This is a genomic window from Caballeronia sp. LZ001 (genome assembly GCF_031450875.1).
Classification (GTDB): domain Bacteria; phylum Pseudomonadota; class Gammaproteobacteria; order Burkholderiales; family Burkholderiaceae; genus Caballeronia.
In genome coordinates this window covers 207770-230753 of sequence record NZ_JARTVX010000005.1, presented here as the reverse complement: position 1 = coordinate 230753, position 22984 = coordinate 207770, and the positions used below count along the sequence as shown (strand labels likewise).

General features: G+C 62.1%; 22 protein-coding genes and 1 pseudogene. 10 read left to right on the top strand and 13 right to left on the bottom strand.

From position 1 onward, the window contains the following. Nucleotides 1-194 precede the first annotated feature (194 nt). Nucleotides 195-941: a glucose 1-dehydrogenase gene (locus P9292_RS37570; RefSeq protein WP_244831103.1), complete on the top strand. Its 747-nt coding sequence runs from the start codon at nt 195-197 to the stop codon at nt 939-941. Between the two features lie 48 nt (nt 942-989). On the opposite strand, the gene P9292_RS37565 is transcribed toward P9292_RS37570, so the two are convergent. Further along, nucleotides 990-2561 carry an amino acid carrier protein gene (locus P9292_RS37565; protein WP_309964592.1) on the bottom strand — a complete coding sequence of 524 codons (1572 nt, stop codon included), beginning with the start codon at nt 2559-2561 and terminating at the stop codon, nt 990-992. 290 nt (nt 2562-2851) lie between these two features. Here P9292_RS37565 and P9292_RS37560 point away from each other — a divergent pair, with 290 nt between their 5' ends. From P9292_RS37560 to P9292_RS37540, 5 genes are read left to right on the top strand one after another with little or no spacing between them, the layout of a single operon-like run. After that, nucleotides 2852-3661, top strand: coding sequence for a class II aldolase/adducin family protein (locus P9292_RS37560; protein WP_309964590.1), 810 nt, complete (start codon nt 2852-2854; stop codon nt 3659-3661). Nucleotides 3662-3692: 31 nt separating this feature from the next. Continuing rightward, entirely contained in the window at nt 3693-4697 is a 1005-nt protein-coding gene (locus P9292_RS37555; protein WP_309964588.1) for an aliphatic sulfonate ABC transporter substrate-binding protein, read from the top strand. Between the two features lie 23 nt (nt 4698-4720). Beyond that, nucleotides 4721-5536: an ABC transporter permease gene (locus P9292_RS37550; RefSeq protein ID WP_309964586.1), complete on the top strand. Its 816-nt coding sequence runs from the start codon at nt 4721-4723 to the stop codon at nt 5534-5536. Between the two features lie 3 nt (nt 5537-5539). Then, on the top strand, nt 5540-6256 hold the full coding sequence (locus tag P9292_RS37545) for an ABC transporter ATP-binding protein (RefSeq protein ID WP_309964584.1): 717 nt from the start codon (nt 5540-5542) through the stop codon (nt 6254-6256). A 39-nt stretch (nt 6257-6295) separates the two neighbouring features. Then, a complete protein-coding gene (locus P9292_RS37540; RefSeq protein WP_309964583.1) occupies nt 6296-7492 on the top strand; it encodes an acyl-CoA dehydrogenase in 1197 nt (398 codons plus the stop codon). A gap of 23 nt (nt 7493-7515) precedes the next feature. On the opposite strand, the gene P9292_RS37535 is transcribed toward P9292_RS37540, so the two are convergent. Genes P9292_RS37535 through P9292_RS37505 form a run of 7 tightly spaced genes read right to left on the bottom strand, consistent with a single transcriptional unit; the run spans nt 7516 to nt 15378 of the window. After that, the gene (locus P9292_RS37535; RefSeq protein WP_309964581.1) at nt 7516-8814 is read right to left on the bottom strand and encodes an NtaA/DmoA family FMN-dependent monooxygenase; all 1299 of its coding nucleotides are present in this window, start codon (nt 8812-8814) and stop codon (nt 7516-7518) included. A 15-nt stretch (nt 8815-8829) separates the two neighbouring features. Continuing rightward, the gene (locus P9292_RS37530) at nt 8830-10059 is read right to left on the bottom strand and encodes an acyl-CoA dehydrogenase family protein (protein WP_244831095.1); all 1230 of its coding nucleotides are present in this window, start codon (nt 10057-10059) and stop codon (nt 8830-8832) included. Then, on the bottom strand, nt 10056-11438 hold the full coding sequence (locus P9292_RS37525; RefSeq protein ID WP_309964579.1) for an LLM class flavin-dependent oxidoreductase: 1383 nt from the start codon (nt 11436-11438) through the stop codon (nt 10056-10058). Before P9292_RS37525 ends, P9292_RS37530 begins: the two co-directional genes overlap by 4 nt. Beyond that, complete coding sequence (locus P9292_RS37520) at nt 11435-12514, bottom strand: ABC transporter substrate-binding protein (protein WP_244831093.1); 1080 nt, start codon at nt 12512-12514, stop codon at nt 11435-11437. Before P9292_RS37520 ends, P9292_RS37525 begins: the two co-directional genes overlap by 4 nt. A gap of 31 nt (nt 12515-12545) precedes the next feature. Further along, nucleotides 12546-13400, bottom strand: coding sequence for an ABC transporter permease (locus P9292_RS37515; protein WP_309964577.1), 855 nt, complete (start codon nt 13398-13400; stop codon nt 12546-12548). Next, entirely contained in the window at nt 13397-14302 is a 906-nt protein-coding gene (locus P9292_RS37510) for an ABC transporter permease (RefSeq protein ID WP_309964576.1), read from the bottom strand. Before P9292_RS37510 ends, P9292_RS37515 begins: the two co-directional genes overlap by 4 nt. Further along, nucleotides 14299-15378: an ABC transporter ATP-binding protein gene (locus tag P9292_RS37505; RefSeq protein ID WP_309964574.1), complete on the bottom strand. Its 1080-nt coding sequence runs from the start codon at nt 15376-15378 to the stop codon at nt 14299-14301. The genes P9292_RS37510 and P9292_RS37505 overlap by 4 nt, the downstream gene beginning before the upstream one ends. A 225-nt stretch (nt 15379-15603) precedes the next feature. Here P9292_RS37505 and P9292_RS37500 point away from each other — a divergent pair, with 225 nt between their 5' ends. Beyond that, the gene (locus tag P9292_RS37500; RefSeq protein ID WP_309964572.1) at nt 15604-16485 is read left to right on the top strand and encodes a prolyl oligopeptidase family serine peptidase; all 882 of its coding nucleotides are present in this window, start codon (nt 15604-15606) and stop codon (nt 16483-16485) included. A gap of 1 nt (nt 16486) precedes the next feature. On the opposite strand, the pseudogene P9292_RS37495 reads toward P9292_RS37500, so the two are convergent. Continuing rightward, nucleotides 16487-17176: pseudogene (locus tag P9292_RS37495) on the bottom strand (GNAT family N-acetyltransferase); the annotation flags it as partial. A gap of 149 nt (nt 17177-17325) precedes the next feature. Between P9292_RS37495 and P9292_RS37490 the strand changes: the two are divergent. The 3 genes from P9292_RS37490 to P9292_RS37480 all read left to right on the top strand — a co-directional run bounded on the left by P9292_RS37490 (nt 17326) and on the right by P9292_RS37480 (nt 18641). Next, nucleotides 17326-17505, top strand: coding sequence for a CsbD family protein (locus P9292_RS37490; protein ID WP_244831087.1), 180 nt, complete (start codon nt 17326-17328; stop codon nt 17503-17505). 155 nt (nt 17506-17660) lie between these two features. Then, nucleotides 17661-18128, top strand: coding sequence for a zinc-finger-containing protein (locus tag P9292_RS37485; protein WP_309964570.1), 468 nt, complete (start codon nt 17661-17663; stop codon nt 18126-18128). 42 nt (nt 18129-18170) lie between these two features. Continuing rightward, on the top strand, nt 18171-18641 hold the full coding sequence (locus P9292_RS37480) for a hypothetical protein (RefSeq protein WP_244831085.1): 471 nt from the start codon (nt 18171-18173) through the stop codon (nt 18639-18641). A 2-nt stretch (nt 18642-18643) separates the two neighbouring features. Here P9292_RS37480 and P9292_RS37475 read toward each other — a convergent pair whose 3' ends face one another. Genes P9292_RS37475 through P9292_RS37460 form a run of 4 tightly spaced genes read right to left on the bottom strand, consistent with a single transcriptional unit; the run spans nt 18644 to nt 22755 of the window. Then, nucleotides 18644-19891, bottom strand: a complete 1248-nt coding sequence (locus P9292_RS37475; RefSeq protein WP_250467795.1) for an enolase C-terminal domain-like protein — start codon at nt 19889-19891, stop codon at nt 18644-18646. A 4-nt stretch (nt 19892-19895) separates the two neighbouring features. Continuing rightward, nucleotides 19896-21203, bottom strand: coding sequence for an MFS transporter (locus P9292_RS37470; protein ID WP_244831083.1), 1308 nt, complete (start codon nt 21201-21203; stop codon nt 19896-19898). 27 nt (nt 21204-21230) lie between these two features. After that, nucleotides 21231-21998: an SDR family oxidoreductase gene (locus P9292_RS37465; RefSeq protein ID WP_250527122.1), complete on the bottom strand. Its 768-nt coding sequence runs from the start codon at nt 21996-21998 to the stop codon at nt 21231-21233. Nucleotides 21999-22035: 37 nt separating this feature from the next. Then, the gene (locus P9292_RS37460; protein WP_244831081.1) at nt 22036-22755 is read right to left on the bottom strand and encodes a FadR/GntR family transcriptional regulator; all 720 of its coding nucleotides are present in this window, start codon (nt 22753-22755) and stop codon (nt 22036-22038) included. Nucleotides 22756-22984 lie beyond the last annotated feature (229 nt).

Sequence of the window (22984 nt, the reverse complement as noted above, 5' to 3'; positions counted from 1 at the left end):
GCAAGCCGCGTGGTAATTCATCGTTCAATGAATAACCAGAGTTCGATTGTTCGTTAAATCCCGCAAATCAATTCGTCATATCGGGCTATTTCAAGATGCCGCTCACGGATACATTGCTTCTCAACGCAAGCCGGCCTGAACCTGATTCAACGCCGACTTAACTTTCAGCGAATCATCGATAAAGGAAGACAGACATGGGCAAGCTCACCGGCAAGGTTGCAGTCGTAACGGGTGCATCGAAGGGAATTGGCGCGGCAATCGCAAAGGCGCTCGCGGCAGAAGGCGCTTCCGTGGTCGTGAATTACGCAAGCAGCAAGGCGGGCGCGGATGAAGTGGTCGCGGCCATCACCGCGGCAAACGGCAAGGCGACCGCAGTGGGCGGCGATGTGTCGAAGTCGGCGGATGCGCAAGGAATCGTCAATGCCGCCGTCGAAACCTACGGACGGCTGGATATTCTCGTGAACAACTCGGGCGTGTACGAGTTCGCACCGGTCGAGGAAATCACCGAGGAGCATTACCATAAGCAGTTCAACGTGAACGTGCTCGGTGTGCTGCTGACGACCAAGTTCGCTGCGGCGCACCTCGGCGAAGGTGGAAGCATCATCAACGTGAGTTCGGTCGTGTCGCGGATCACGCCGCCGCAAAGCGCGGTTTATAGCGGCACGAAAGGCGCGGTCGATGCCATCACCGGTTCCCTCGCCCGTGAACTCGGCCCGAAGAAGATCCGCGTGAACTCCATCAACCCCGGCATGATCGTGACAGAAGGCACGCAGAGCAACGGCATCATCGGCTCCGACTTCGAGACTCAGATCGTCGCTCAAACGCCGCTTGGCCGCGTTGGCCGCCCGGACGATATCGCGACGATCGCGGTATTCCTGGCCTCGGATGATTCGAAGTGGATCACCGGCGAGCAACTGATCGCCAGCGGCGGTATGCGCTAAGTTGAGCGGTAACGGGTCCTCGCGAGAGGACCTTCGATCACGCCGCCGTTAGCGGGTTGTCTGCCGCGGCGGCGTGGCGCTTTTCCGATCGTCCAGCCAATATTCTGTCTTCACGCCGATGTTCGCCGAGACGAACCTTCCGCCGCTTCCCTTCCGATAATCCGCCAGCGCGCGATACACGAGCCTTTGCCCGGCCAGCACGATCGGAACGTTGAGCAGCACCATGACGATATTCATCAGGTCCGACAACGCCCACAGGTTTGGCAATTCGAGACCCGCGAGCACCGTCAACGCGCCGAACGGCACGAACACGAGCGAGCCGACGACTCTTATCCCCACGATGAACGCGCGCCCACGCGAGATGAAATTCGCGGAAATCTCCGCGAACGAGATCATGCCGAGCAACGTGGTGAACGCGAAAAGGCCGTAGCACAGACACATCACGATGCGGATCACGTGGCCCACCGACTCAGGCACCAGCGCCTGCACGGAAGCCAGATAAACCGTGATCTTCGATGCCCTCACCGATTCCCACGCCTGACCATCGACCGTGCCGGTCCACACGTGCGCCATCACGACGATGAAGCCCGTCATCGTGCAGATGACCATGGTGTCGAAGAACACGCCCAGGCTTTGCACGAAACCCTGTTCGCACGGGTGATCGTTATCGGCAATGGCGGCCGCCATCGTAATGGTGCCCTGTCCTGCTTCGTTCGACATCAGCCCGCGCTTCACGCCCTGCGCGAGCGCCGTGCCAATAGCGCCGCCGAACAATGCATGCGGCGCGAACGCCCCGACCACCACTTCGCGAAAGAAGTACGGAATGAGCGGCAGATTAATGAGGATGATGACGAGCGACATCAGGCAGAAGAGCGCGGCCTTGATCGGCACGAGTACATCGGTATAAGCCGTGACTCGCCGAATGCCGCCCATGATGATGAACGAACACGCGACAATCAATCCGCCCGCAATGAAGTAATACACCGCCGATTGCCGCGCGAGATGCGTGCCGGCGACGGTATCGGCAATGGTGCCTATCGCGGTGAACACGTTGAACGTTTGCGGCGGCACGTTGAAAAGCGCATAGACGATAAACACGAGCGACAGAAACGTGCCGACAATTCGCCGGTCGCCGAGAATGCGGCGTCCATAAAACGGCAAGCCGCCGACGAACTCGTTCTGCTTTCTCTCCTTGAAGAGTTGCGCCAGTGTGGATTCCATGAAAGCGGTCGCCATGCCGAAGAACGCCGCGACCCACATCCAGAATAATGCGCCAGGTCCGCCGACGGAAATCGCGCCCGTGATGCCGACAATATTTCCCGGTCCCGCACGCATCGCGAGTCCCAGCATGAACGATGCAAGCGCGCTTACGCCCGTGCTCGATGTCTGCCGGCGCAACATGATACGCACGATCTTGCGCATGTTCATGGTCTGGACAAAGCGCGTGCGAATGGAGAAGTAAATGCCGACGCCAACCAGCAGCAGTATTGCGAAGGGGAACTGTCCGAGAACCGGAATCTGTGAATAAGCTTTGAAGTTGGTGGGAAAGTCCCAGAGAAAATCGGAAATGGGCGCGATGAATGCGAAGAACGCATTCACGGATTGGAAAAGATTTTCCACGCAGGCTTATCCTTTGTTGCTGCGACCTGTCCTTTAGGACGGTCGAATTGCAAAAATCTGGCTGATTGCGAGAGCATTGATGCGACCGGCTACGGGCGCGGGCGCTCATTATACTGTCACGCCGCGTCTCAAATAGTCCTGCATTCACGCGCGATTATTTACAAAGCTGTCCCCATCGCATAACTAATCAAGCCGCGCGCTCAATAGCGAATCACCTTTCGATGTTTGTTCGCGCACCTGCATGCCAGCAGAATGCCCTTCTCCATCGAATGCAAGGAAAGGTGACTGCAATGGCCGAAGCGGACAGCGCGACGCTCGTGGATATCGCGGAAATCGCGGAAATCGAACGATTCGAACAGACAGGACGCATCGATCTTGCGGCCGCGCATCGCGCAGCGGTCATGCACGATCTGCACGAAGGCATCGCCAATCACTTTTCGCTGTCGCTGCCCGATCCGCGCGGGCGCTTTCTCGTCGCGCCATTCGGTTTGCATTGGTCCGAAGTCAAGGCCAGCGATTTCCTCACGCTCGATTACGACGCCAACCGCATTGCCGGAGAAGGCGTGGTGGAGCAATCGGCGCTATGCATTCACCTGCCGATCCATCAGGCAGATCCAGTTCGTCATGCCGCCGTGCTGCATACGCATATGCCCTACACGACCGCGCTCACGCGTCTTGCGGATCAGCGGCTGTTGCCTATCGGCCAGGCGGAATTGCTGCTGCTCAAGCACATTGCCTACGACGACGAATACACCGGGCTAGCCTACGACATCGAGGAAGGGCGGCGTCTTGCCGACCGTCTCGGCGACAAGAGCATCTTGTTCCTGGCGAATCATGGCGTGATCGTCACGGGGCGCAGCGTGTCGCAGGCGTATGACCGTCTTTATCTGCTCGAACGCGCGGCGCGCTTTCAGGTGCTCGCGTATTCAACCGGCAAACCGCTGCGGCTTTTATCGCAAGAGCAGCAGGACAAGGTGCATCGCCAATACACGGAAGCGGCAAAGGAAGGCGCGGCTTGGTCCGGCAAGCCCTACCACGTGCTGCATTTCGAAGCGCTCAAGCGTCTGCTCGATCAGCGCAATCCCGGTTACGCCCTCTGACTTCCCGCCACTCTTCTGCCGACATACCCACGTGACCGACCAATCGACCAACACCGTTCTATCCGACGACACTCCCGGCTCTTCGACTCGCCGCAAGCTGATTCTCGGCGGCCTCGCCACGGCGGCGGGCTTCATGATAGGCACGTCCGCGCGCGCGGCTCCGGTGCTGCGCGTGGGCGACATGAATTCCATCGGCTGGAAAGCCTTCCTCGAAGCCTCCGGCGAAGCGAAGAATCTGCCGTACGAAATCGAGTGGAGCAAGTTTCCCGCAGGCCAGCCGGAATTGCAGGCCTTCAACGCCGAAGCACTCGATGTCGGTCAGACCGGCGACAGCGTGTTCCTCTTTGCATATGCGGCGGGTTGCCCAGCGCGCGCGGTCAGCGCGATTACCTTCGCGCCGAGCTTCATTCCGCTGCTCGCGCAACGCGACTCGGGCATCCGCAAGGTCGCGGACCTGAAGGGCAAGAAACTCGCGGTCAATGCAGGCGGCGGGCCGCAACTGATGGCTTACGGTCTTATCGAAAAGGCGGGGTTGAAGCGGGAAGACGTGAACCTCGTGTTCCTCGATCCCGGTGCCGCGAAGCCCGCATTTGCCGCCGGCGCTGTCGATGCGTGGCTCACCTGGGCGCCATATTCGACGCTTGCGATCCAGCAGAACGGCGCGTATCCCATCGCCGATCTGCGCGACGTCGACTATCTCTATAGCGGCAACAACTTTCTGCTCGTGCATGAGAAAGCGGCGCGCGACAAGCGCGATGCGATCCGCGATTTCCTCGCTCGCAGCGAGCGCGCGCAACGTTGGGCGCTCGCCAATGTCGATGCGGCCGCCGCCGCGCTCGTGAAGGACACGCACCTCGATCCCGCCACCGCGAAGTCCTTGCTCGCCGAGTACAAGCCGACGCCCGCGCCGCTCGATTCCAACGTGCGCAACGCGCTTCAGCACGCCGCTGACGGTTTCTATCGCTACGGCATGATCAAGCAGTCGATCGGCAACGTGAGCACGGCCTTCGACGGCCAGCTCGCGACGCGGGCATGAACACTTTCCGGAGGAGTCGTCTCATGTCGCATCCAACACTTGCCGTCGAAGGCCAAGCCGCGCCCGCGCCGCGACGCGCCGCCGTATTGCGCTGGCGGCGGCTAGTCGTGCCGGTGGCGTTGTTGTCGGCATGGCAACTGGCGTCGTCAACCGGGTTCGTCAACGAACGGCGCTTCTCGTCGCCCGCGCAGATTGCCACGACGCTCTGGGAACTCGCAGCCAGCGGCGAACTCGGCACGCATCTACTTGCGTCGCTGGCGCGTGCGGGAAGCGGGCTTGCCATCGGCCTCACGCTCGGTGTCGCGCTTGCGCTCGTTAGCGGTCTCTCGCGCCGTGGCGAGGATTCCGTCGATGCCCTTTTGCAAATGACGCGCACCTTGCCGCATCTGGCGCTCGTGCCGCTGTTCATCCTGTGGTTCGGTATCGGCGAGACACCGAAGATCGCGCTCGTCGCGCTGGGCTGTCTGATACCGGTCTACCTCAATCTGTTCGCGGGTATCCGCAGCGTCGATGCCAAGATCGTCGAGATGGCGAGCACGCTCGGCCTCACACGTGCCGAGCAGATTCGCCATATCGTGCTGCCGGGCGCATTGCCTTCGTTTCTCGTCGGCTCGCGCTATTCGCTGAGCATTGCGTGGCTCTCGCTCGTGGTGGGCGAGCAGATCAACGCGTCGAGCGGGATCGGCTATCTCGCGATCACGGCGCAGAACTACATGCGCACCGACATCATCATGGCGTGTCTCCTGATCTATGCACTGCTCGGACTCGTCACCGATGCCCTCGTGCGCGGCGCCGAAAAACGTCTGCTTGCATGGCGGCCATCCACGATCAAGGACTGAGCGATGACCACACGCGATCCCATCATCCGTATCCGGCAACTGACGCGGCGCTTCGGCGCGCACACCGTACTCGATCGGCTCGATCTCGACATCGAACGCGGCTCTTTCGTGGCGTTGCTCGGCCGTTCGGGTTCGGGGAAGTCCACCTTGTTGCGCACGCTGTCGGGCCTCGATGAAGCACCCGCCGGCACGGTCGACGTGCCGGACAAGCGCGCGGTCGCGTTTCAGGAGCCGCGTCTCGTACCGTGGAAAACCGTCGAGGAAAATCTTGCGCTCGGTTTGCGCAAGCCCGACGCGCGCGCCGTGATCGCCGCGGCACTCAACGAAGTGGGCGTCGGGCATCGGCTGCATGCATGGCCGCTGACGCTGTCGGGCGGCGAAGCGCAACGCGTGGCGCTCGCGCGTGCGTTGGTCCGCGATCCGAAAGTCTGGCTACTCGACGAACCGTTCGCCGCGCTCGATGCCCTCACGCGCATCCAGATGCAGCGGCTCATTGCGCACGTGTGGAAAGCGCATGAGGCGACGGTGCTGCTCGTCACGCATGACGTCGATGAAGCGCTGCTGCTCGCCGACCGCGTGCTCGTTCTGGAGCATGGCCGCATTGGCAGCGATATCGACATCGCGTTGCCGCGCCCGCGCGTGTCCACCGATCCCGCGTTTGCGGCGCTACGCGACCGCTTGCTCGCGACGCTCGGCGTGCCCGCCGAAGCGCACGCGTAATCCGACATCTTTCCCTCTCATCGTTCAAGGAAGATCAACGTGACCAACACCGCACCATCTGCACTCGATGTCCGCGACTTGCGCGCGCTTTTGCCCTGGGTCGCCGATCAGGAAGCGCAACCCGGCCGCGACACGGCCGCCTTCAAGGCCACGATGCAGCGCCTTAAAAACGCGCGCATCGGCGCATTGCGTTTGCCGCGCGAACGTGGCGGCGCCGCGTTGACGCTCACGCAGTTATTCGACTTCGTGATCGATCTTGCAGCAGCCGATCCGAATGTCGCGCACGCGTTCCGCAACCATCTGAATCTGGTGGAGAGCCTGCTGATCGACCATAAACGCCTCCCCGCATTCGATACCTATCTCGACCGCGTCGCGCGTGGCGAGACTTATGGCGCATCGGCGACGGAACTCGGCAAGCGCAACGTAGGCAACTTCGATTACGACACAGCGGTCACGTCCGGCCCTGACGGCCTGCGTCTGAACGGCAAGAAGTTCTACAGCACGGGCAACCTGTATGCGGACCACATCTACGTCTTTGCAGTCGATGAGGCCGGCAAGCAGATCAAGGTCGTCGTGCCCGCCACGCGCGAAGGCGTGGATATAGCGGACGATTGGGACGGCTTCGGTCAGCAGTTCACGGCAAGCGGCTCGACCAACTACACGAACGTGAAGGTGTTGCCCGACGAGATCGTCGATAACAGCCGCGTCACCGCGCTGCCGTATGTCGCGACCTTCGCGCAGTTGTATCTCTCGGCGGTGGTGGCGGGCATTTTGCAGCGCGTTGTTTCCGATGCCGCGCACTTGCTGAAGTCGCGCGAACGCAATTTCTATCACGGCGTCGATGAAGTACCCGCCAACGACCCGCTTCTGCAAGCAGTGCTCGGCCGCATCGAAAGCGTGGCGCATCTGGCGCGTGTGAGTGTGCTTGAAGCGGCGCAATGGCTCGAACGCGGCTTCGACAGCGCCGCATCGGGCGATGTCTCCTCGCATGCGTTCGAGCGCGCCGCCAACAGCACGGCGAAGTCGAAAGTGGTGATCGACGAACTCGCCTTGCGCGCAGCGGGAGAACTGTTCGAACTCGGTGGCGCTTCGAGCACGCGCGTGAGCCAGCGGCTCGACCGGCATTGGCGCGCGTTGCGTACGGTGACGGCGCACAATCCGCTCATCTTCAAGGCGCTTGCAATCGGCAGGCAGGCGGCGCATGGCACGCCGCTGCCCAATCTCTCCTACTTCTGAATCATGCTCGCGTGCCGTGCAAGTCAACCCGCCTTCACGCGTTCGCGCAACGTCGCATGTTCATACGACGCGGGCCGCAAGCCGCGTCGCCGCAATTCGGGGACCACGAGATCGACGAACTCGTCCATGCAGGCAGGCAACGCGTGCGTGATGCAGATAAAGCCATCGCCGCCGCCTTCATCGAGCAAGGTCTGCAACTGATCCGCGACTTCCGACGCCGTACCCACGACATGCGGTCCCTGTCCCGCAGCGAAATGACGCGCGATCTCGCCGAGCGGCGTATGCGGCGCGAAGTCTTCGGTGATGGTGGAAAGATGCCCGCGAATGCCGCTCGTTTCGCCGATATCGGGAAACGGCGCGTTGGCGTCGAAGCGCGAGAGGTCGGTGTTGAGAAACGCGGACAACATGGTGAGGCCCGCTTCGACCGTCACGTTGTCGCGAATGGCCTTCTGCTTCTGCAAGGCTTCTTCGCGAGTCTGCCCGACGATAGGCACAATACCCCACAGAATGCGCACATCGCCCGCGCTACGTCCGGCTTTCGAGGCTTCGCCCTGCACCTTGTCGACGAACTCGCGCATGCCGCGCGCCGAATGCCGCAAGCCGAACACGAGTTCCGCATGCCGTCCCGCGAATGCCGCGCCCGCGCTCGATGAACCCGCCTGCGCAATCAACGGCCTGCCCTGCGGCGAGCGCGGCACCGTGAAGCGCCCCTGGCTCGCGAAGAAGTCGCCGTGAAAGTCGATCTTCGCGACTTTCGATGGATCGGCGAACACGCCCGAAGCGCGGTCCGCGACGATCGCATCCGGCTCCCAGCTATCCCATAGCGTCTGGCACAGCTTGAGATACTCCTCCGCGCGCCGATACCGCGTGTCGTGTTCATCGAGCTTCTGCCCGAACTGACGTGCCTCCGGTTCGCCCGCCGTGGTCACGAGATTCCAGCCCACGCGCCCTTCGGTCAGATGATCGAGCGTTGCGAACTGCCGCGCGACCCAGTACGGCGGCAGAAACGCGGTACTCAGCGTCGTGATGATGCCAATCGACTGCGTCACACGCGCCATGATCGGAATGAGCGGCAGCGGGTCATGTCGCGGACATTGCACGGCCCAGCGCAAGGTGTCGTCACTGTCGCCGCGATACGTCTCGTAGATCGAATACGAATCCGACAAGAAGATGGTGTCGATGCCGCCGCGCTCCGCCGTGCGCGCAACGTGCTCCCAATACGCCGGACGGTCGTAGCGCAAGCCCTGGAACGAGCGCGGCAGACGCCATTGCCCGACCGTGTGCGGCGAAGCCGAATGCGACAGAAAGAATGCAAGCAGCACGATACGTGTCCTTGTTTAGCGCGTGGAAACGTTCGGACGCTCGACGCCGAGCACGTGTCGCGCAACCACGCCTTTTTGCTTGTCGACCGAATCGTGCAGCGTCAGCGTGCGCGCGTTGCGCCAATGCCTGTCCGCCGCGACGCGCCTCGTAGCCGAACGCGCGCCGCCGATCTGAAAGAGCCGCGAACCCGCTTCAATGGAACTGCCGCTCGCATGCACCTTCGCCTGATAAACGGCGACCAGCACCTCGGCAATATCCGCTTCGCCGCGCGTGAAGGCGTCCATCGAACGGGCTGCTTCGTTGATCAGCGCGCGGCTCGCACTCAGCGCGATGCGGATATCGGCGACATGCGCCTGAATTGCGGGCTCCTCGGCGGCGCGTGCGTAACCGTTGGTCGGCTTCTGCACGTGATTCACGAAGTGCAGGGTATCGTCGAGCGCCGCTTCGCCGATGCCCGCGAGAATCGCCGCAAAGCCGAGTTGATAGAGCGGCGCGAAGATAGCCGCAGCAGGCACGCTGGCCGGATTGCCCGCAACCCAGCGGCCATCGATCACGCTTTCGTTCACGACGAGCCGACCGCTCGATGTCGCCCGCTGACCGATGCCGTCCCACGTATCGAGCACGTTCACCGCTTCGTGACTGCGCGGCAGCAGCACGAGAACGGACTCGGGCGGACGGCCTTCGTCATCGGTCACGGTCGCGCACTGGAAGAGCGCATAAGTGCAGCCGACCGAGCCTGTCGCGAAGGCTTTTTCCGCCTTGACGCGCCAGCGGCCGTCGTCGAGACGCTCGGCATACGACTTGAGGTTCGTGCGCTTGTTGTCGTACGTGAAGCGCTCGTCAGGTTCGGCGGCGGTGAAGCAGAAGGTCGCGCCATCGTCGCGCACGGCGGCGGCGAGTTCATCCACAAGTGCGGAATCGGCCAGCAATTCCAGCGTGAAAAGCGCGCCTGTCTGCACCGTATAGAGCTGCGCGGTGTTGCTGCAGGCGCGCGCGATCGATGTCACCGCATCGAAGAAATGCGTGAAGCTTGTGCCGCGTCCGAAGCCCGCTCCGCCGCGTTCCAGCGACAGACCGGCTGCGAGCAGACCCGCATCGTGCAAGGTGCGGATGTTGTCGTAGGGAAACGTCGCGGCTTCGTCGGTTTGCGCACTGCGTTGCTTGAGCACCGGCGTGGCTTCGGCAAGTCCACGATGCAGGCGCGCGATGGCATCGGAGAAAATGGTTCGATCGATCTGGTTCATGTCGGCTGTCTCAAAAGGTCGCGATATTGCGCGCCCGGATGCGTCGCTCGCAGATGAGGTCCGCGCCCGGCAAAGAGCTTCTCGCGCAGCGTGCCCTCGGCATACTCGGTGCGATAACGCCCGCGATTCTGCAGTTCCGGCACGACGAGATCCACGAACGCATGCAGGCTTTCGGGCATCACGAGACGCCGCAGATTGAAGCCATCGACGCCGGTTTCATCAATCCATGCAATCAACTGATCCGCCACCTCGCGCGGATCGCCGACGATGAACGGCCCGCGTCCGCCGATCTGATCGAAGCGGCTCATGTCGCGCGGCGTGATGGGCCGGCCTGCACGCTTCGTGAGATTCTCGACGGTCGACTGCAGCGCGTTGCTCTTCACATAGCGAATCGGTTCGTCCAGATCCAGTTCCGCGAAGTCGATGCCGGTCCAGCCCGACACCAGCGCAAGTTGTCCCAACGTATCGACGTATTTGGCATACTCGGCCTGCAATTCGCGCGCTTCCTTCGACGTGCGCGCAACCACGACGGTCGCGCCGAGATAGAGCAGCACATCGTCGGCAGCGCGGCCTGCATCGACTGCATGCTGGCGGATGTCGCGCGCCGCCGCCGCGACGATGGCAGGCGTCTGTCCTTCGAGAAACACGCATTCCGCATGCTTGCCCGCGAACGCCTTGCCGCGTCCCGACGCACCGGCCTGATACAACACCGGCGTGCGCTGCGGCGAAGGCTCGGTGAGATTGAAGCCATCGACACGGTAATACGGGCCTTCATGCTTCACGCGCCGCACGCGCGACGGGTCGGTATAAGGATGTCCCGCACGCTTGTCGCGCACCGCCGCGCCTTCGGCCCAGCTTCCTTCCCACAGCTTGTAGACGGCTTCGAGGAAGTCCTCGCCGGCCGCGTATCGCTCGTCGTGCTCGCGCGCTTTCGCGAGACCCATGCCACGCGCCGCGCTTTCCAGATAACCCGTCACGACGTTCCAGCCCGCACGGCCGCTCGTCAGATGATCGAGCGTGGAAAAGCGCCGCGCGAACTGATACGGATGCTCGTAGGTAAGGTTCGCCGTCACGCCGAAGCCGATGTGCTTCGTCGCATAAGCCATGGCGGGCACGGTCAGCAACGGATCGTGCGAAGGCGCTTGCGCAGCCGCGAAGAGCGTGGCGTCGGTGCCGCCGCCGTAGACATCGTAGATGCCGAAGACATCGGCGAGAAACACGCCGTCGAAGAGACCGCGCTCGGCCGTCTGCGCGAGTTCGACCCAGTAGCCGAGCGTGTTGTGTTCGAGCGAGCGGTCGCGAGGATGCCGCCAGAAGCCCGCCCACGAGTGCGCGGGTGCGTTCATGTGGAACGCGTTGAAGTGGATGTGCTGGGTCATTTTCTGGAGACGATGGTCCGGTTCCACGAGTCCTGCGCGCGATCGAACGCGCCCCAGAACTTGTTCCAGTCCGGGTGATAGAGCGCCTGGGCTTGCTCCGGCTTGTAGATGAGCTTGGCCGCGAGTTGCGGGTCGGCTTCGATCACGGGCGCAAGCAGGCGGTTGGTCGGGCCGTAGTAGAAGTCCGTTGCGTTGCCGAGCTGATAAAGCGCGCCGTAGATCTCGTTCAGGAACTGCGCCGCGAGTTCGGGATGCGGCGTGCCCTTGACGATATCCGCCGTCGATGCGAACGCAATGGAGCCTTCCTTCGGACGCACCGCGCGCGCGGGCTTGTAGGCATCCTGAAGCGCGTAGGCACGGCCATCGGCGATGACGGTAAGCCAGATATCGCCGGACTTGATGAGTTGCTCCGCCTGTTGCGAGGTCTGCCAGAACGTGCGCGCATTGACCTTCGCAATCTCCGCAACGGCCTTGTCGAGATTGCCTTCATCGCCGCCATTCAGACGCGACGTTTCGATCAGCAGCGCGCGGCCCGCGCCATTGGCGAGATCGGGCAACGCAACGTGACCCGCGAGCTTCGGGTTCCACAAGTCCTTCCACGATGACGGCGCGGGAATGCCTGCTTGCTGAAACTTGTCCGCGTTGTAGACGAAGATCGCCGAGACGAAATCGAAGTCAGGCGCATAGCCCTGCGCGTTCTTCGCGAGATCTAGCGCGAAATTCACGTTCGGCACTTTCGCCGGATCGAGCTTTTGCAGCACGCCTGCCTTGATGGCTTGCGCGCGCACGTCGCCGTCGAGCAGCACGACGTCATAGGGCACGTTGCGCCCGTTCGCGGCGACGAGCTTGGCGACGTGATCGATCGACGCGCCATCGATGAATTGCACCTTTACGCCCGTTTTATTGGTGAAGATGTCGCCCGCGTATTTGATCTGCGTCTGCGTGGATTTGCCGCCCCACGACGACACGCGCAGCACGATGTCTTTGGGGTCTGCGCTCTGCGCATGCGCGAGCCCGGCAACGAGGGATGCGGTCAGTGCGAAGAGCCCGAGCGCGAGCCTGGCGATAACTTTCAAGAATGGCCTCGTGAGGAAAGAAGGAGAAAGCTCAACGCCGCGAAAAGAGACGTTCGAGACGGAAGAAACGATTGAGCAGCAACGCGAGCGCGGCCCAGAACGCAACGATCAGCGTCGACATCGCGGTGACCGCGTTATCGAACTCCACTTCCATCGCGTTGAAGAGCTTGACGGGCAAGGTCGGACGGCTCGGGTCGCCCATGAACCATGCGACCACCACGTCGTCGAACGAAAGCACGAAGGCGAACAGCATTCCCGCGATCACGCCGGGCAAAACGAGTGGCACGGTCACGCGCCAAAACACTTGCCAAGGCGTGGCGCCAAGGTTCTGCGCGGCTTCGTCGAGCGCGTTGTCGTAGTGCGCGAAGCTCGCGACCACCGAGCGCACGACGAGCGGCAAGGTGAACACGGCCTGCATCAGCACGATGGCCGCGCTCGTTCCGTTGAGTCCGATGTCGTGCCAGTCGGCGGCGAGCATGAAGAACTTGAAGCCCGCCACCGCAATGACGATAGTCGGCACGCCCAGCGGCGCAACGCATAGCGCATTCACGATGCCGCGCCCCGCATAACGTCCGCGCACGATCGACAACGAAAGCGGCACACCGACGAGCGTGGCGAGCGCGGTCGTCGCCGTGCCCAGCGCGACGCTGTAGCGAAGCGCGGCGTAATAGTCCGGCGAGATCGAGCGATACCAGTGGAGCGTCCAGTCGCTCGGCGGAAACGCGAGCGCGCCGCTCTTCGAAAACGAAGCACTGACGATGCCGATAAACGGCAGCAGCAAAAACACGGGCACCGCGAAGGTCGCGATACGCAGCAGCCATTTCAACGCGCTCGATGCGGCATCGCGATGCCACACGACGGCCGACGTACTCGCTTGGGTACTCATGTCCGCGCTCCGCTCATGCGCACGGCAAGCAGCATCGATGCGAGCGCGGCGATCATCGTCAGGATGGCCGCGGTCGAGCCGACCGTGTAGTTCAGCACGCCGTGCATCTGCTGATCGATGTAGAGCGCCATGAACATCACCCGATGCCCGCCGAGAATGCCCGGCGTGACGAGCGCGCTGATCGCGGCCATGAAGACCATCGACGCGCCCGCCGCCAGTCCCGGCCGGCACAGCGGCAAGACCACGCGCACGAACGCCAGAAAAGGCGTCGCGCCGAGATTGATGGCGGCTTCCTCGAGCGCGGGATCGATCTTGCGGATGGCGCTCGTCAGCATCAGCACCATGAAGGGAAACTCCACGTGCACCATGCCGATGAGCGCGCCGGTGTAGTTGAAGATCCACTGCACGGGTTCCTTCACCACACCGGAACCCAGCAAGAGCGTATTGAGCATGCCGTGTTCGGTAAGCACCGGAATCCAGCCGAGATTGCGGATCACGGCGCTGATGAGCAACGGCAACACCGTCACGAACAAAAGCGGCGTGCGCCAGCGCGAACGCGTGCGCGCAAGGTAATAGCTGAACGGAAAGCCAAACACCGCGCAGATGATCGCCGTCAATGCGCCGAAGACGAGCGTGTCGAGCAGGATCTGGAGGTAGTACGCATCGGAGAGAAAGCGCGCGTAGTTGGAAAGCGTCCATGTGTCGTCGACACGGCCCATCGAGCCGCCGCCGTGCAGCGACAAGATCAGCAGATAGCCAATAGGCGCGACGAAGAACACGCCAAGAAACGCCAGTCCCGGCAAGGCGAGCGCGCCGTAGGCGGCGCCCCTGCGCTTCGCCGCCGAAAGCGGCGCAGGCGTCGCGGCGAGATCGCCACCTGTCAGCAAGGCATCGTTACTCATGTGGCGGCCTCGTCGCGCAAGAGGACGGCATCGCCGTGGTCCCAGCCGAGCGTGACGGTATCGCCAGCGGCGGGTGCCGCGCGGCCCGACGTGCGCACGATGAGCGGCTCGCTTGCCTGCGTGCGGACTTCGAGATACCAGCCGTCGCCTGCATACGTGGCGAGTTCCACGCGGCCCTGCACGCGGTTCGGCAAACCCGTGCCGATTTGAATGCGCTCCGGCCGCAACGCGAGCAACAGCGGTTCGCCGGGCGCGGGCGCTGCGTCGCCGGCGAGATCGACATCGAATGGTTCGGCCGTCTGGCGGCTTTGCACGCGCAAGCGGCCGTCGGTGCCGAGCGCTCCCGCCGTCACCGTGACGAGATTGATCTTGCCGATGAAACTCGCGACGTATCGATCCACCGGCCGGTCGTACAGTTCCTGCGGCGAGCCGATCTGACTGATACCGCCCTGCCGCATCACGACGATGCGATCCGAAAGACTCAGCGCCTCGCTCTGATCGTGCGTGACGAAGATGGTCGTGATGCCCACTTCGCGCTGAATGCGCTTGATCTCCGCCTGCAATTCCTCGCGCAGTTTCTGATCGAGCGCGCCGAGCGGTTCGTCGAGCAACAGCACGCGCGGATTGATGACGAGCGCTCGTGCCAGCGCGACACGCTGCTTCTGCCCGCCCGATAGCTGGTCCGGGTAACGATCCGCATAACCTGAAAGGCGCACGCGGTCGAGCGCTTCGGTGGCGCGCCGTTTGATCTCCTTGCCCGGCAGCTTGCGCACGCGTAGACCGAAGGCGAGATTCTGCGCGACCGTCAGATGCGGAAACAGCGCGTACTGTTGAAACACCATGCCCGTATTGCGCCGATGAGCCGGAACCTGCGTCACATCCTCGCCGCCGATATGGACCGAGCCCGCATCCGGCGTGACGAAGCCCGCGACCATGCGGAGACACGTCGTCTTGCCGCATCCGCTCGGGCCGAGCAAGGTGAGGAATTCGCCGTCGCGCACGGAAAGCGAGACCGCATCGACGACCGGTGCGCCGTCGTAGCGCTTGATGACGCTATGCAATTGAACCGTTGCCATGGACGCTCTGAGATGCAGCGCGTGGCCGCGCCGGTTGAATGGAACGAGCACTGGAGAGACGCGTCGTCGCAGAACAAAAAGAATAAGAGCCCGCATGCCGAGGCCAAACCAATTTTCCTGGCTTAGAAAAGTGGCGGCGCGGTGATAAACGAATGCACCGATGGGTGATTAACTAAGGAGACGATCTGATACATTGCGCATCACCCAGACGCTCGAACTCCGCTCATGCGCCTTTCAGCCCTTGTGTTTGCCGCGCTTGCCGCCGTCTCTGTCGCGCGCGCGGACGAACCCGAAAGCCTCGCCGCCGATTTGCATGAAACCGTCGTGCAGGTTCCGATGATCGAGAAAGGCTTGTTCGGCGACTCGCGCCGTGAGCTGGTCGCGACGCTCTATCAGCCGGATGGCGCGGGGCCGTTTCCGCTCATCGTGCTGAGTCACGGCAGTCCGCCCGATCCGCTCAATCGCGTGAAGACCGGGCGTTATCGGCTGATTCCGCAGATTCGTACTTTCGTGGAAATGGGTTTCGCCGTGATCGTGCCGATTCGCCGAGGCTATGGCGCGACGGGCGGCACGTATGCCGAGAGCACCGGCAAGTGCGCCACTGCCGACTACGAAGCATCCGGCAATGCAGCCGCACAGGACATTCTCGCGACCATCGCGTATGCGAAGACCCAGCCGCAAGTGGACGGCAACCGGATCGTGCTGGCGGGGCAATCTGCGGGCGGGTTTTCTTCGCTGGCGGCGGCGAGCTTCGATCCGCCCGGCGTGATAGCGGTGCTCAACTTCTCGGGCGGACGCGGCGGCGATCCGGCAAGGCATCCAACCGTGCCGTGCGCCCCGGACAACATGCTGAGAGCGATCACGCACTTCGCGGGCACCGTGCGCGTGCCGGTGCTTTGGCACTATGTCGAGAACGATCAGTACTTCGGCCCGGACTACACGCGAAGCTGGTTCAACGCATTCCAGCAAGCAGGCGGCAAAGGTCAGTTCGTGATGGAGCCGCCCTACGGTGAAAACGGTCACGGAATGTTCGCGTCCCGCGCGGCCATTCCGATCTGGCTGCCTTACGTGCGCAATTTTCTCGCGCCTGTCATTCAGATGCGTTGACTCTCAAGCCCGCAAGCGATGCGCGTTGCTTGCCGTCGGCGTCGAAGTTGTCGTCGGCGAGCCAGCGTTCGTATGCGGCGCGCACCGTGGGCCAGTCTTTATCGATGATCGAATACCACGCGGTATCGCGGTTACGCCCCTTGTACACGATAGCTTGCCTGAAGATGCCTTCGAACTCGAAGCCTAATCGCAGCGCCGTCTTGCGCGATGGCGCGTTCAGGCTGTCGCATTTCCATTCGTAGCGCCGGTATTGCAGGGCTTCGAACACGTAGCGCATCAGCAGATACTGCGCTTCGGTCGAGATGCGCGTTTGCTTGAGCAGCGGCGAAAACGTCACGCTGCCCACTTCGATCACGCCATGAACCGGCTCGATGCGCATCAGCGCGAACGTCCCGACTGCCTTGCCGCTGGATTTATCGATGACGGCGTAGTGCATCGGATCGGCCGATGCCGCCGCTTGTGTCAAATACGTGCGGAACGCCGCAAACTCCTTGAACGGACCGGTGAACAGATAGGTCCAGTCGCTCGGCTCGCTGTACGCGTGGAAAAGATCCTGCGCATGTGCGTCGACATCGAGCGGCACGATCTTGCAGTGCGTGCCTTCGATGACGATTCGCGCGGGGCGCTCGCGCGTTTTCCAGTCGGTCACGGCATCGCCGATAGCTTGTTGGTACTCGTTGGTTCTTGCCATACGCCGGAAGTCTCCTCTTTCAGTTGAATTTGCAATGTAGTTTGGCACGAACGAAAAACGACCGATCGTTCGCAGGGCAGGCCCGTGTTTTGCGATAAGGATATTCGTGGAGGCAAACCGTCCCACGCAACCATTCAAGGAGGTTCACCATGAACAAGGATCAAGTTAAGGGTACCGCCGAAAAGGTGAAGGGCAAGGCGAATGAGGCGGTCGGCAAGATGACTGGCGACACCGCCCAGCAAGTGAAGGGTCAGGTCCAGCAAGGCGCCGGCGAAGCTCGCAAGCAATACGGCGACGTCAAGGAAGAAGTGAAGAAGGACCAGCGCTAAGTCGCTAAATGCCTCCAGGAGTGAGCCTTGAGCCGCTCCCTGCAAGTCGAGGTTTGATGCCGGCACGAGAGCTTCGCGCTCACTTGCCGGCATCGTTTCATTTCGCAGTTTGCGTTTGCTATATTGGCCGCTTCCGTCCCTCGACTTATTCAACAATGCGAGTCGGCCGCCCGGTCAAACCTCTGCCTCATCCCAATTGCGACTATTGCGGCGCGCCCGCGACGCTTGTTCGCTCGGACGATGAAATCTACCCGTATCGCGACGATCACGGCCCGCTCTGGGTCTGTGCGCCTTGTCAGGCGTGGATCGGTGTTTTCCCGCGCAGCACGCGCCAGGTTCCGCTCGGGCGTCTGGCCGATACCGCTTTACGCGATCTGAAGACAAAACTACACGCTGCCCTCGAACCGCTCGCCCAGGCAAAAGTGCGCCGCGACGCGTGCAATATTTTCGAAGCCCGCGCAAAGGGCCTGAAGTGGCTCGCGCAGCAAATCGGCGCCGATACGGTAAAACCGTCCATCCACTCGCTGGACGCGGCGCAGTGCGAGCGCGCCATTGCGATCCTCGAAGAATTTGCACGCACACGCCAAAACAACCCTTCAGAAAACGCGTGGGACGAACGTTAACGAGAGAAGTCAACCACGACGGCGCTTCTTTCGCTTATACGCATGTCACGCACCCTTCCTTTTCAGCGTTCGCCGCAGGCTTCGCGCGCGCGGCTGTCCAAAGCGCAACTGCTGCCGATTCCTCGCGCGGTAGCCAACGAACTCGCGTTGCAAGTCCATCTGTCATTGCAAGCGCTGCGTGCCGGCGCCACCGACATCGCACCCGCCCAGCAGATCACCGAAGCGATGCTGCTCGCGCGCTTCCTGTCCGAAGCGGGTCACGGCGACTTCTCCCACGACGCGCTGATGGCCGCGGACCGCATCATGGCCGAAGTATTCGATGGCGGCCGCGAATCCGGCACGTGGACCCTTGCGCCGGAAGCATTCGAGCAGATCGCGGCAATCGTCTCCTTGTACGATCATCAGTTGCAGCGCGCCACGCTCGCCGCCCTGACGACGGCAAGCGAGCGCCTCGACCGCTTCAAGGCCGGCGAAGCGTATCAACCGATGCAGCAACGCCGCGCCTTGAGTTAGCTTCAAGGCGTTTGCAGGCCGCCGTCCATGAGGCGCGTTTGCGTCCATACGGTAACGTCGGCCTCGCAGGGATATTTCGCGGCTTCCTTCTCGTCGATATCGACGCCCAAGCCTGGCTTGTCGTTCGCATGAACGTAGCCGTCGCGAAACTCCGGCAGGCCGGGGAACACATCGAGCAAGGCGGCACGCGGCCCTTTCAGATTCTGGATCACGAAGTTGGGCGGCTCCGTGCCCGACCATTCCTGCACGCCAAAATTACGCGACGCCAGATCGATATGAATATTCGCCGCATGCGCGAGCGGCGACATATCGCCTGGACCGTGCCATGCCGTGCGCACGCCGAACTGCTCCGCGAAAATCTGCAGCTTGCGTCCCGCCGTGATGCCGCCTATCTGACTCAGATGCACGCGCACGAAATCGATCAACCGTTCAGTGATCAGAAAACGCCATTCATAAGGGTTGTTGAACAACTCGCCTTGCGCGAGCGGCGTCGTGGTCTTCGCGCGTAGTTGGCGCATCCATTCGCCTTCTTCCAGCGCGATCGCATCTTCGAGAAAGAAAAGTTCATACGGTTCCAGCTCGCGTGCGAAGCGAATTGCTTCCACTGGCTTCAGGCGCTCGTGCACGTCGTGGCACAGCGCGACATCGAAACCGATCTTGCTGCGAATTCCATCGAAAAGCTTCAGCGTATCGCGAATATATTTGCGGCTGTCGAGATAGATGCCATCGGGCGCGCCGCGCGGTGCGCTCTGCGGTGCCTTGCCAAAACCACCACCGCCATAACCACCGCTTTGACAGCGAATATGCGTGATGCCCTGCTCGCGATATCGCTGAATGTTCTCGCAGAGTTCGTTGAGATCGCGACCATCCGCATGACGATAGATCGGCACGCCTTCGCGCACCTTGCCACCGAAAAGCTGATAGAGCGGCATGTTCGCGAGCTTGCCCTTGATGTCCCACAAGGCCATGTCGATGCCGGAGATCGCGTTGTTCTCTATCGGCCCGTTACGCCAGTAAGCGTTTTGATGCATGAGCTGCCATTGCTCTTCGATAGCTTGCGCATCGCGCCCGATGAGCAGCGGCCGCAAGTATTCTTCGATCAGACATTTGACCGCGAGATGCCGGTAGGCGAAGGTCGCGCAGCCGAGCCCATGGAGACCGTCCTGATTCGTCTCGACCTTCACGACGAGCAGATTGATGCCTTCCGGCGCGGTCAGTATGACTTTGACATCGGTGATGAGGATGGCCATGACGTTACTTCGCAAGAACGGAAGGCGTGGACTTGCCCGCGCCTCCCTTGGGCGTGGAACGTTCACCGGTGGTGGCGGGCACGAGCATCATCAGCACGACCGAAGCGAAGAGCGCCGCAGCCATGAACACATACGATGCGGACGGACTGCCCGTCGCGCCATTCAGATAGCCGACGACCCACGAACCGCAGAACGCGCCGAGTGCGCCGCATGCATTGATGAGTCCGATCGCCCCGCCAAGCACGTTGCTCGGAATGAGTTCCGGCACGAGCGCGAAGAACGGTCCGTAGGGCGCGTACATGGTGCCGCCCGCGATCACGAGCAAGCCGAACGAGAGCCAGAAGTTGGAGCTGCCGACGAGATAGGAGCCGACGAACGCGATCGTTCCGATAAGCAGCAGCGGCCACACGAAGAGCTTGCGATTACGCGTCTTGTCGGAGAGCCACGATGCCAGCAGCATCAGGATGATGGCCGCGAGATAAGGCACCGCCGCGAGCCAGCCGACCGACACGATGTCGATGGTCGAAGCCGCCTTCAGAATGGACGGCAGCCACATGATGAAGCCGTACACGCCGATACTCCACAGCGCATGGATGGCGCAGCACTTGAGCACGATGGACGACCGAAACGCCGACTTGTAATCGCGCACGGGTGCGATGTGCGCCTGTTCCGAGACGAGACGCGCTTGCAGTTCGGCTTTCTCGGCGTCGCTCATCCAGGTGACTTCGGAGGGACGGTCCTTCACCGTGAACCACCACACCACGGCCCATGCAATAGCCGGCACGCCTTCGATGATGAACATCTCGCGCCAGCCGAAGCTCTTCACGAGATAGCCCGAAACCACCGACATCCACAGCACCGTCACGGGGTTGCCGAGAATGAGGAACGTGTTTGCGCGCGAGCGTTCGGTGCGCGTGAACCAGCGGCTGATGTACATGAGCATGGAAGGCATCACCGCCGCCTCGACGATGCCGAGCACGAAGCGCAGCACCATCAGCATCGGGATATTGCTCACCATGCCCGTCAACGCGGCGCACACGCCCCAGAGCACGAGGCTGATGAAGATGAGTTTCTTGACGCTGTTCTTTTGCGCGTAGATCGCGCCGGGCACTTGAAACAAGCAGTATCCAAGAAAGAACAGCGAGCCGATGAGCGACGACGTCGCATGCGTGATGCCGAGATCGCGGTCGATGCCCGCCGCAGCCGCGAAGCCGTAATTCGCACGATCCAAATACGCAAGACTGTATGTGATGAAGATGATGGGCATGAGATACCACCATCTTTGCGGTGCCACCGTTTTGACGCTATCCATGTTGTCTCCAAGATTCATGGTGATACTTCAAAGCACGGCGAGCCAACCGCCATCGACATAAATGATCTGGCCGTTCACATAGCTCGATGCAGGCGACGCGAGATATACCGCCGTGCCGACGAGTTCCTCGGGCTTGCCCCAGCGTTGCGACGGATTGCTCGCCTTGACCCATGCGTCGAACTGCACGTTATCGACGAGCGCCTGATTCATGTCGGTGAGGATGTAGCCAGGGCCGATGGCGTTCGCCTGAATATCGAACGCGGCCCATTCGGCGCTCATGGCGCGCGTGAGCATCTTCACCCCGCCCTTGGCCGCCGTATAAGGCGCGACGGTGGCGCGCGCGCCTTCGCTCGTCAGCGACCCGATGTTGATGACCTTGCCACCCTTGCCGCGCGCGATCATGCGCCGCGCCGCTTCCTTCGCGACGATGAACGCGCTCGTGAGATTGGTGTCGATCACGCGTTGCCAGTCCGCGAGCGCGAGTTCGACGAGCGGCTTGCGAAACTGGATGCCCGCGTTATTCACGAGGATATCGACCTCGACGCCTTCGGCGTCCCACGCCTCGAAGGCGGCGGCGACCGCGGTTTCGTCGGTGACATCGAATGCACGGCCTTGCGCCGTGGCGCCCCGTTCGCGCAGACGGCGCACGGCTTCATCGACGGTATCGGCCTGCGTGCCGTTCACGATGATGCCCGCGCCCGCTTGCGCCAGGCCTTCCGCCAGCGCAAAGCCGATGCCGCGCGCCGATCCCGTTACGAGCGCGGTGCGGCCGCTCAAGTCGAACAACTGTGTCATGCGTAAGTCCTCGGTTGAATCGTTTCGCGTTGCAGGTTCAAAGCGGCTTGTCGTTGAGCGTGCGCGTCATCGCGGCGCGATCGTCGAAGTCCTTCTCCGCCCGCTCGATGAGCGTAAGCACCGCGCGCTCGGCGGCGGCGGTATCGCCCTGTTCGATTGCGACGCAGAGCGCTTCGTGCATCGGCAACGAACGCGCGGGACCGCCCGCGATCTCCGAGCTCAGTTCGAAACTCGTGCGCAGGATGGCCGACAGCGCGTTCTGCATCTGCTGGATGAACTGGTTATGGCAAGCGGTGAGAATCGCGCCGTGAAAAGCAAGGTCGGCGGGAACGTATTCGCCCTGGCCCGCGACAGCCCGCTCCATTGCCTTGAATGCGCGTCGAATGTCCTTGCGGTCCTGCGCGGTCGCCCGTTTCGCGGCGAGCTTCGCGGCATTCGGTTCAATGATGAGCCGCAACTCCATCAGGTCCTGAATGAGCGCGTCGTCGATTGCGCCTGCGCGTGCGCGCCACGTGATGACGTCGGGATCGAAAAGCTGCCACTGCGCGCGCGGCAGCACGATGGTGCCGTGGCGGCGGCGCACCTGAAGCATGCCCTTCGCCGACAACGACTTCATCGTCTCGCGGATAGTGATGCGGCTCACCTGCATCTGCTCCGCGAGTTCGGTCTCGGCAGGCAGGATGTCGCCGGGCGCGAATTTGCCGGAGCAAATCTGTTCGCCCATCTCGTTGAGCACTTGACTATGCAAAGTCGGCATTTTTATGTCTCTAGATCATACGTATGATTTGGAAGGTATCAATCAAATGGCCGTCAGAACAATGCGGGTTGTCCCTAGGATGGCGCCAGCGAAGGCCGGGGCGCCAGGATTCGGCGGTTAGTTGCGCGGCGTCGATCAGACGGCCGTATCTCGCTGGACTTGAGTGCCGCATATGCGCCGAACAGAAAGTCGAAAAGGCATCACCTTCACCGATTGAAAAGTGAGCACG

Excerpts from the sequence above, each read along its gene's own strand:
- P9292_RS37570 (WP_244831103.1), top strand. The coding sequence starts at position 195 with ATGGGCAAGCTCACCGGCAAGGTTGCAGTCGTAACGGGTGCATCGAAG.
- P9292_RS37560 (WP_309964590.1), top strand. The coding sequence starts at position 2,852 with ATGGCCGAAGCGGACAGCGCGACGCTCGTGGATATCGCGGAAATCGCG.
- P9292_RS37550 (WP_309964586.1), top strand. The coding sequence starts at position 4,721 with ATGTCGCATCCAACACTTGCCGTCGAAGGCCAAGCCGCGCCCGCGCCG.
- P9292_RS37545 (WP_309964584.1), top strand. The coding sequence starts at position 5,540 with ATGACCACACGCGATCCCATCATCCGTATCCGGCAACTGACGCGGCGC.
- P9292_RS37530 (WP_244831095.1), bottom strand. The coding sequence starts at position 10,059 with ATGAACCAGATCGATCGAACCATTTTCTCCGATGCCATCGCGCGCCTG.
- P9292_RS37525 (WP_309964579.1), bottom strand. The coding sequence starts at position 11,438 with ATGACCCAGCACATCCACTTCAACGCGTTCCACATGAACGCACCCGCG.
- P9292_RS37515 (WP_309964577.1), bottom strand. The coding sequence starts at position 13,400 with ATGAGTACCCAAGCGAGTACGTCGGCCGTCGTGTGGCATCGCGATGCC.
- P9292_RS37510 (WP_309964576.1), bottom strand. The coding sequence starts at position 14,302 with ATGAGTAACGATGCCTTGCTGACAGGTGGCGATCTCGCCGCGACGCCT.
- P9292_RS37505 (WP_309964574.1), bottom strand. The coding sequence starts at position 15,378 with ATGGCAACGGTTCAATTGCATAGCGTCATCAAGCGCTACGACGGCGCA.
- P9292_RS37500 (WP_309964572.1), top strand. The coding sequence starts at position 15,604 with ATGCGCCTTTCAGCCCTTGTGTTTGCCGCGCTTGCCGCCGTCTCTGTC.
- P9292_RS37490 (WP_244831087.1), top strand. The coding sequence starts at position 17,326 with ATGAACAAGGATCAAGTTAAGGGTACCGCCGAAAAGGTGAAGGGCAAG.
- P9292_RS37485 (WP_309964570.1), top strand. The coding sequence starts at position 17,661 with ATGCGAGTCGGCCGCCCGGTCAAACCTCTGCCTCATCCCAATTGCGAC.
- P9292_RS37480 (WP_244831085.1), top strand. The coding sequence starts at position 18,171 with ATGTCACGCACCCTTCCTTTTCAGCGTTCGCCGCAGGCTTCGCGCGCG.
- P9292_RS37475 (WP_250467795.1), bottom strand. The coding sequence starts at position 19,891 with ATGGCCATCCTCATCACCGATGTCAAAGTCATACTGACCGCGCCGGAA.
- P9292_RS37470 (WP_244831083.1), bottom strand. The coding sequence starts at position 21,203 with ATGGATAGCGTCAAAACGGTGGCACCGCAAAGATGGTGGTATCTCATG.
- P9292_RS37465 (WP_250527122.1), bottom strand. The coding sequence starts at position 21,998 with ATGACACAGTTGTTCGACTTGAGCGGCCGCACCGCGCTCGTAACGGGA.
- P9292_RS37460 (WP_244831081.1), bottom strand. The coding sequence starts at position 22,755 with ATGCCGACTTTGCATAGTCAAGTGCTCAACGAGATGGGCGAACAGATT.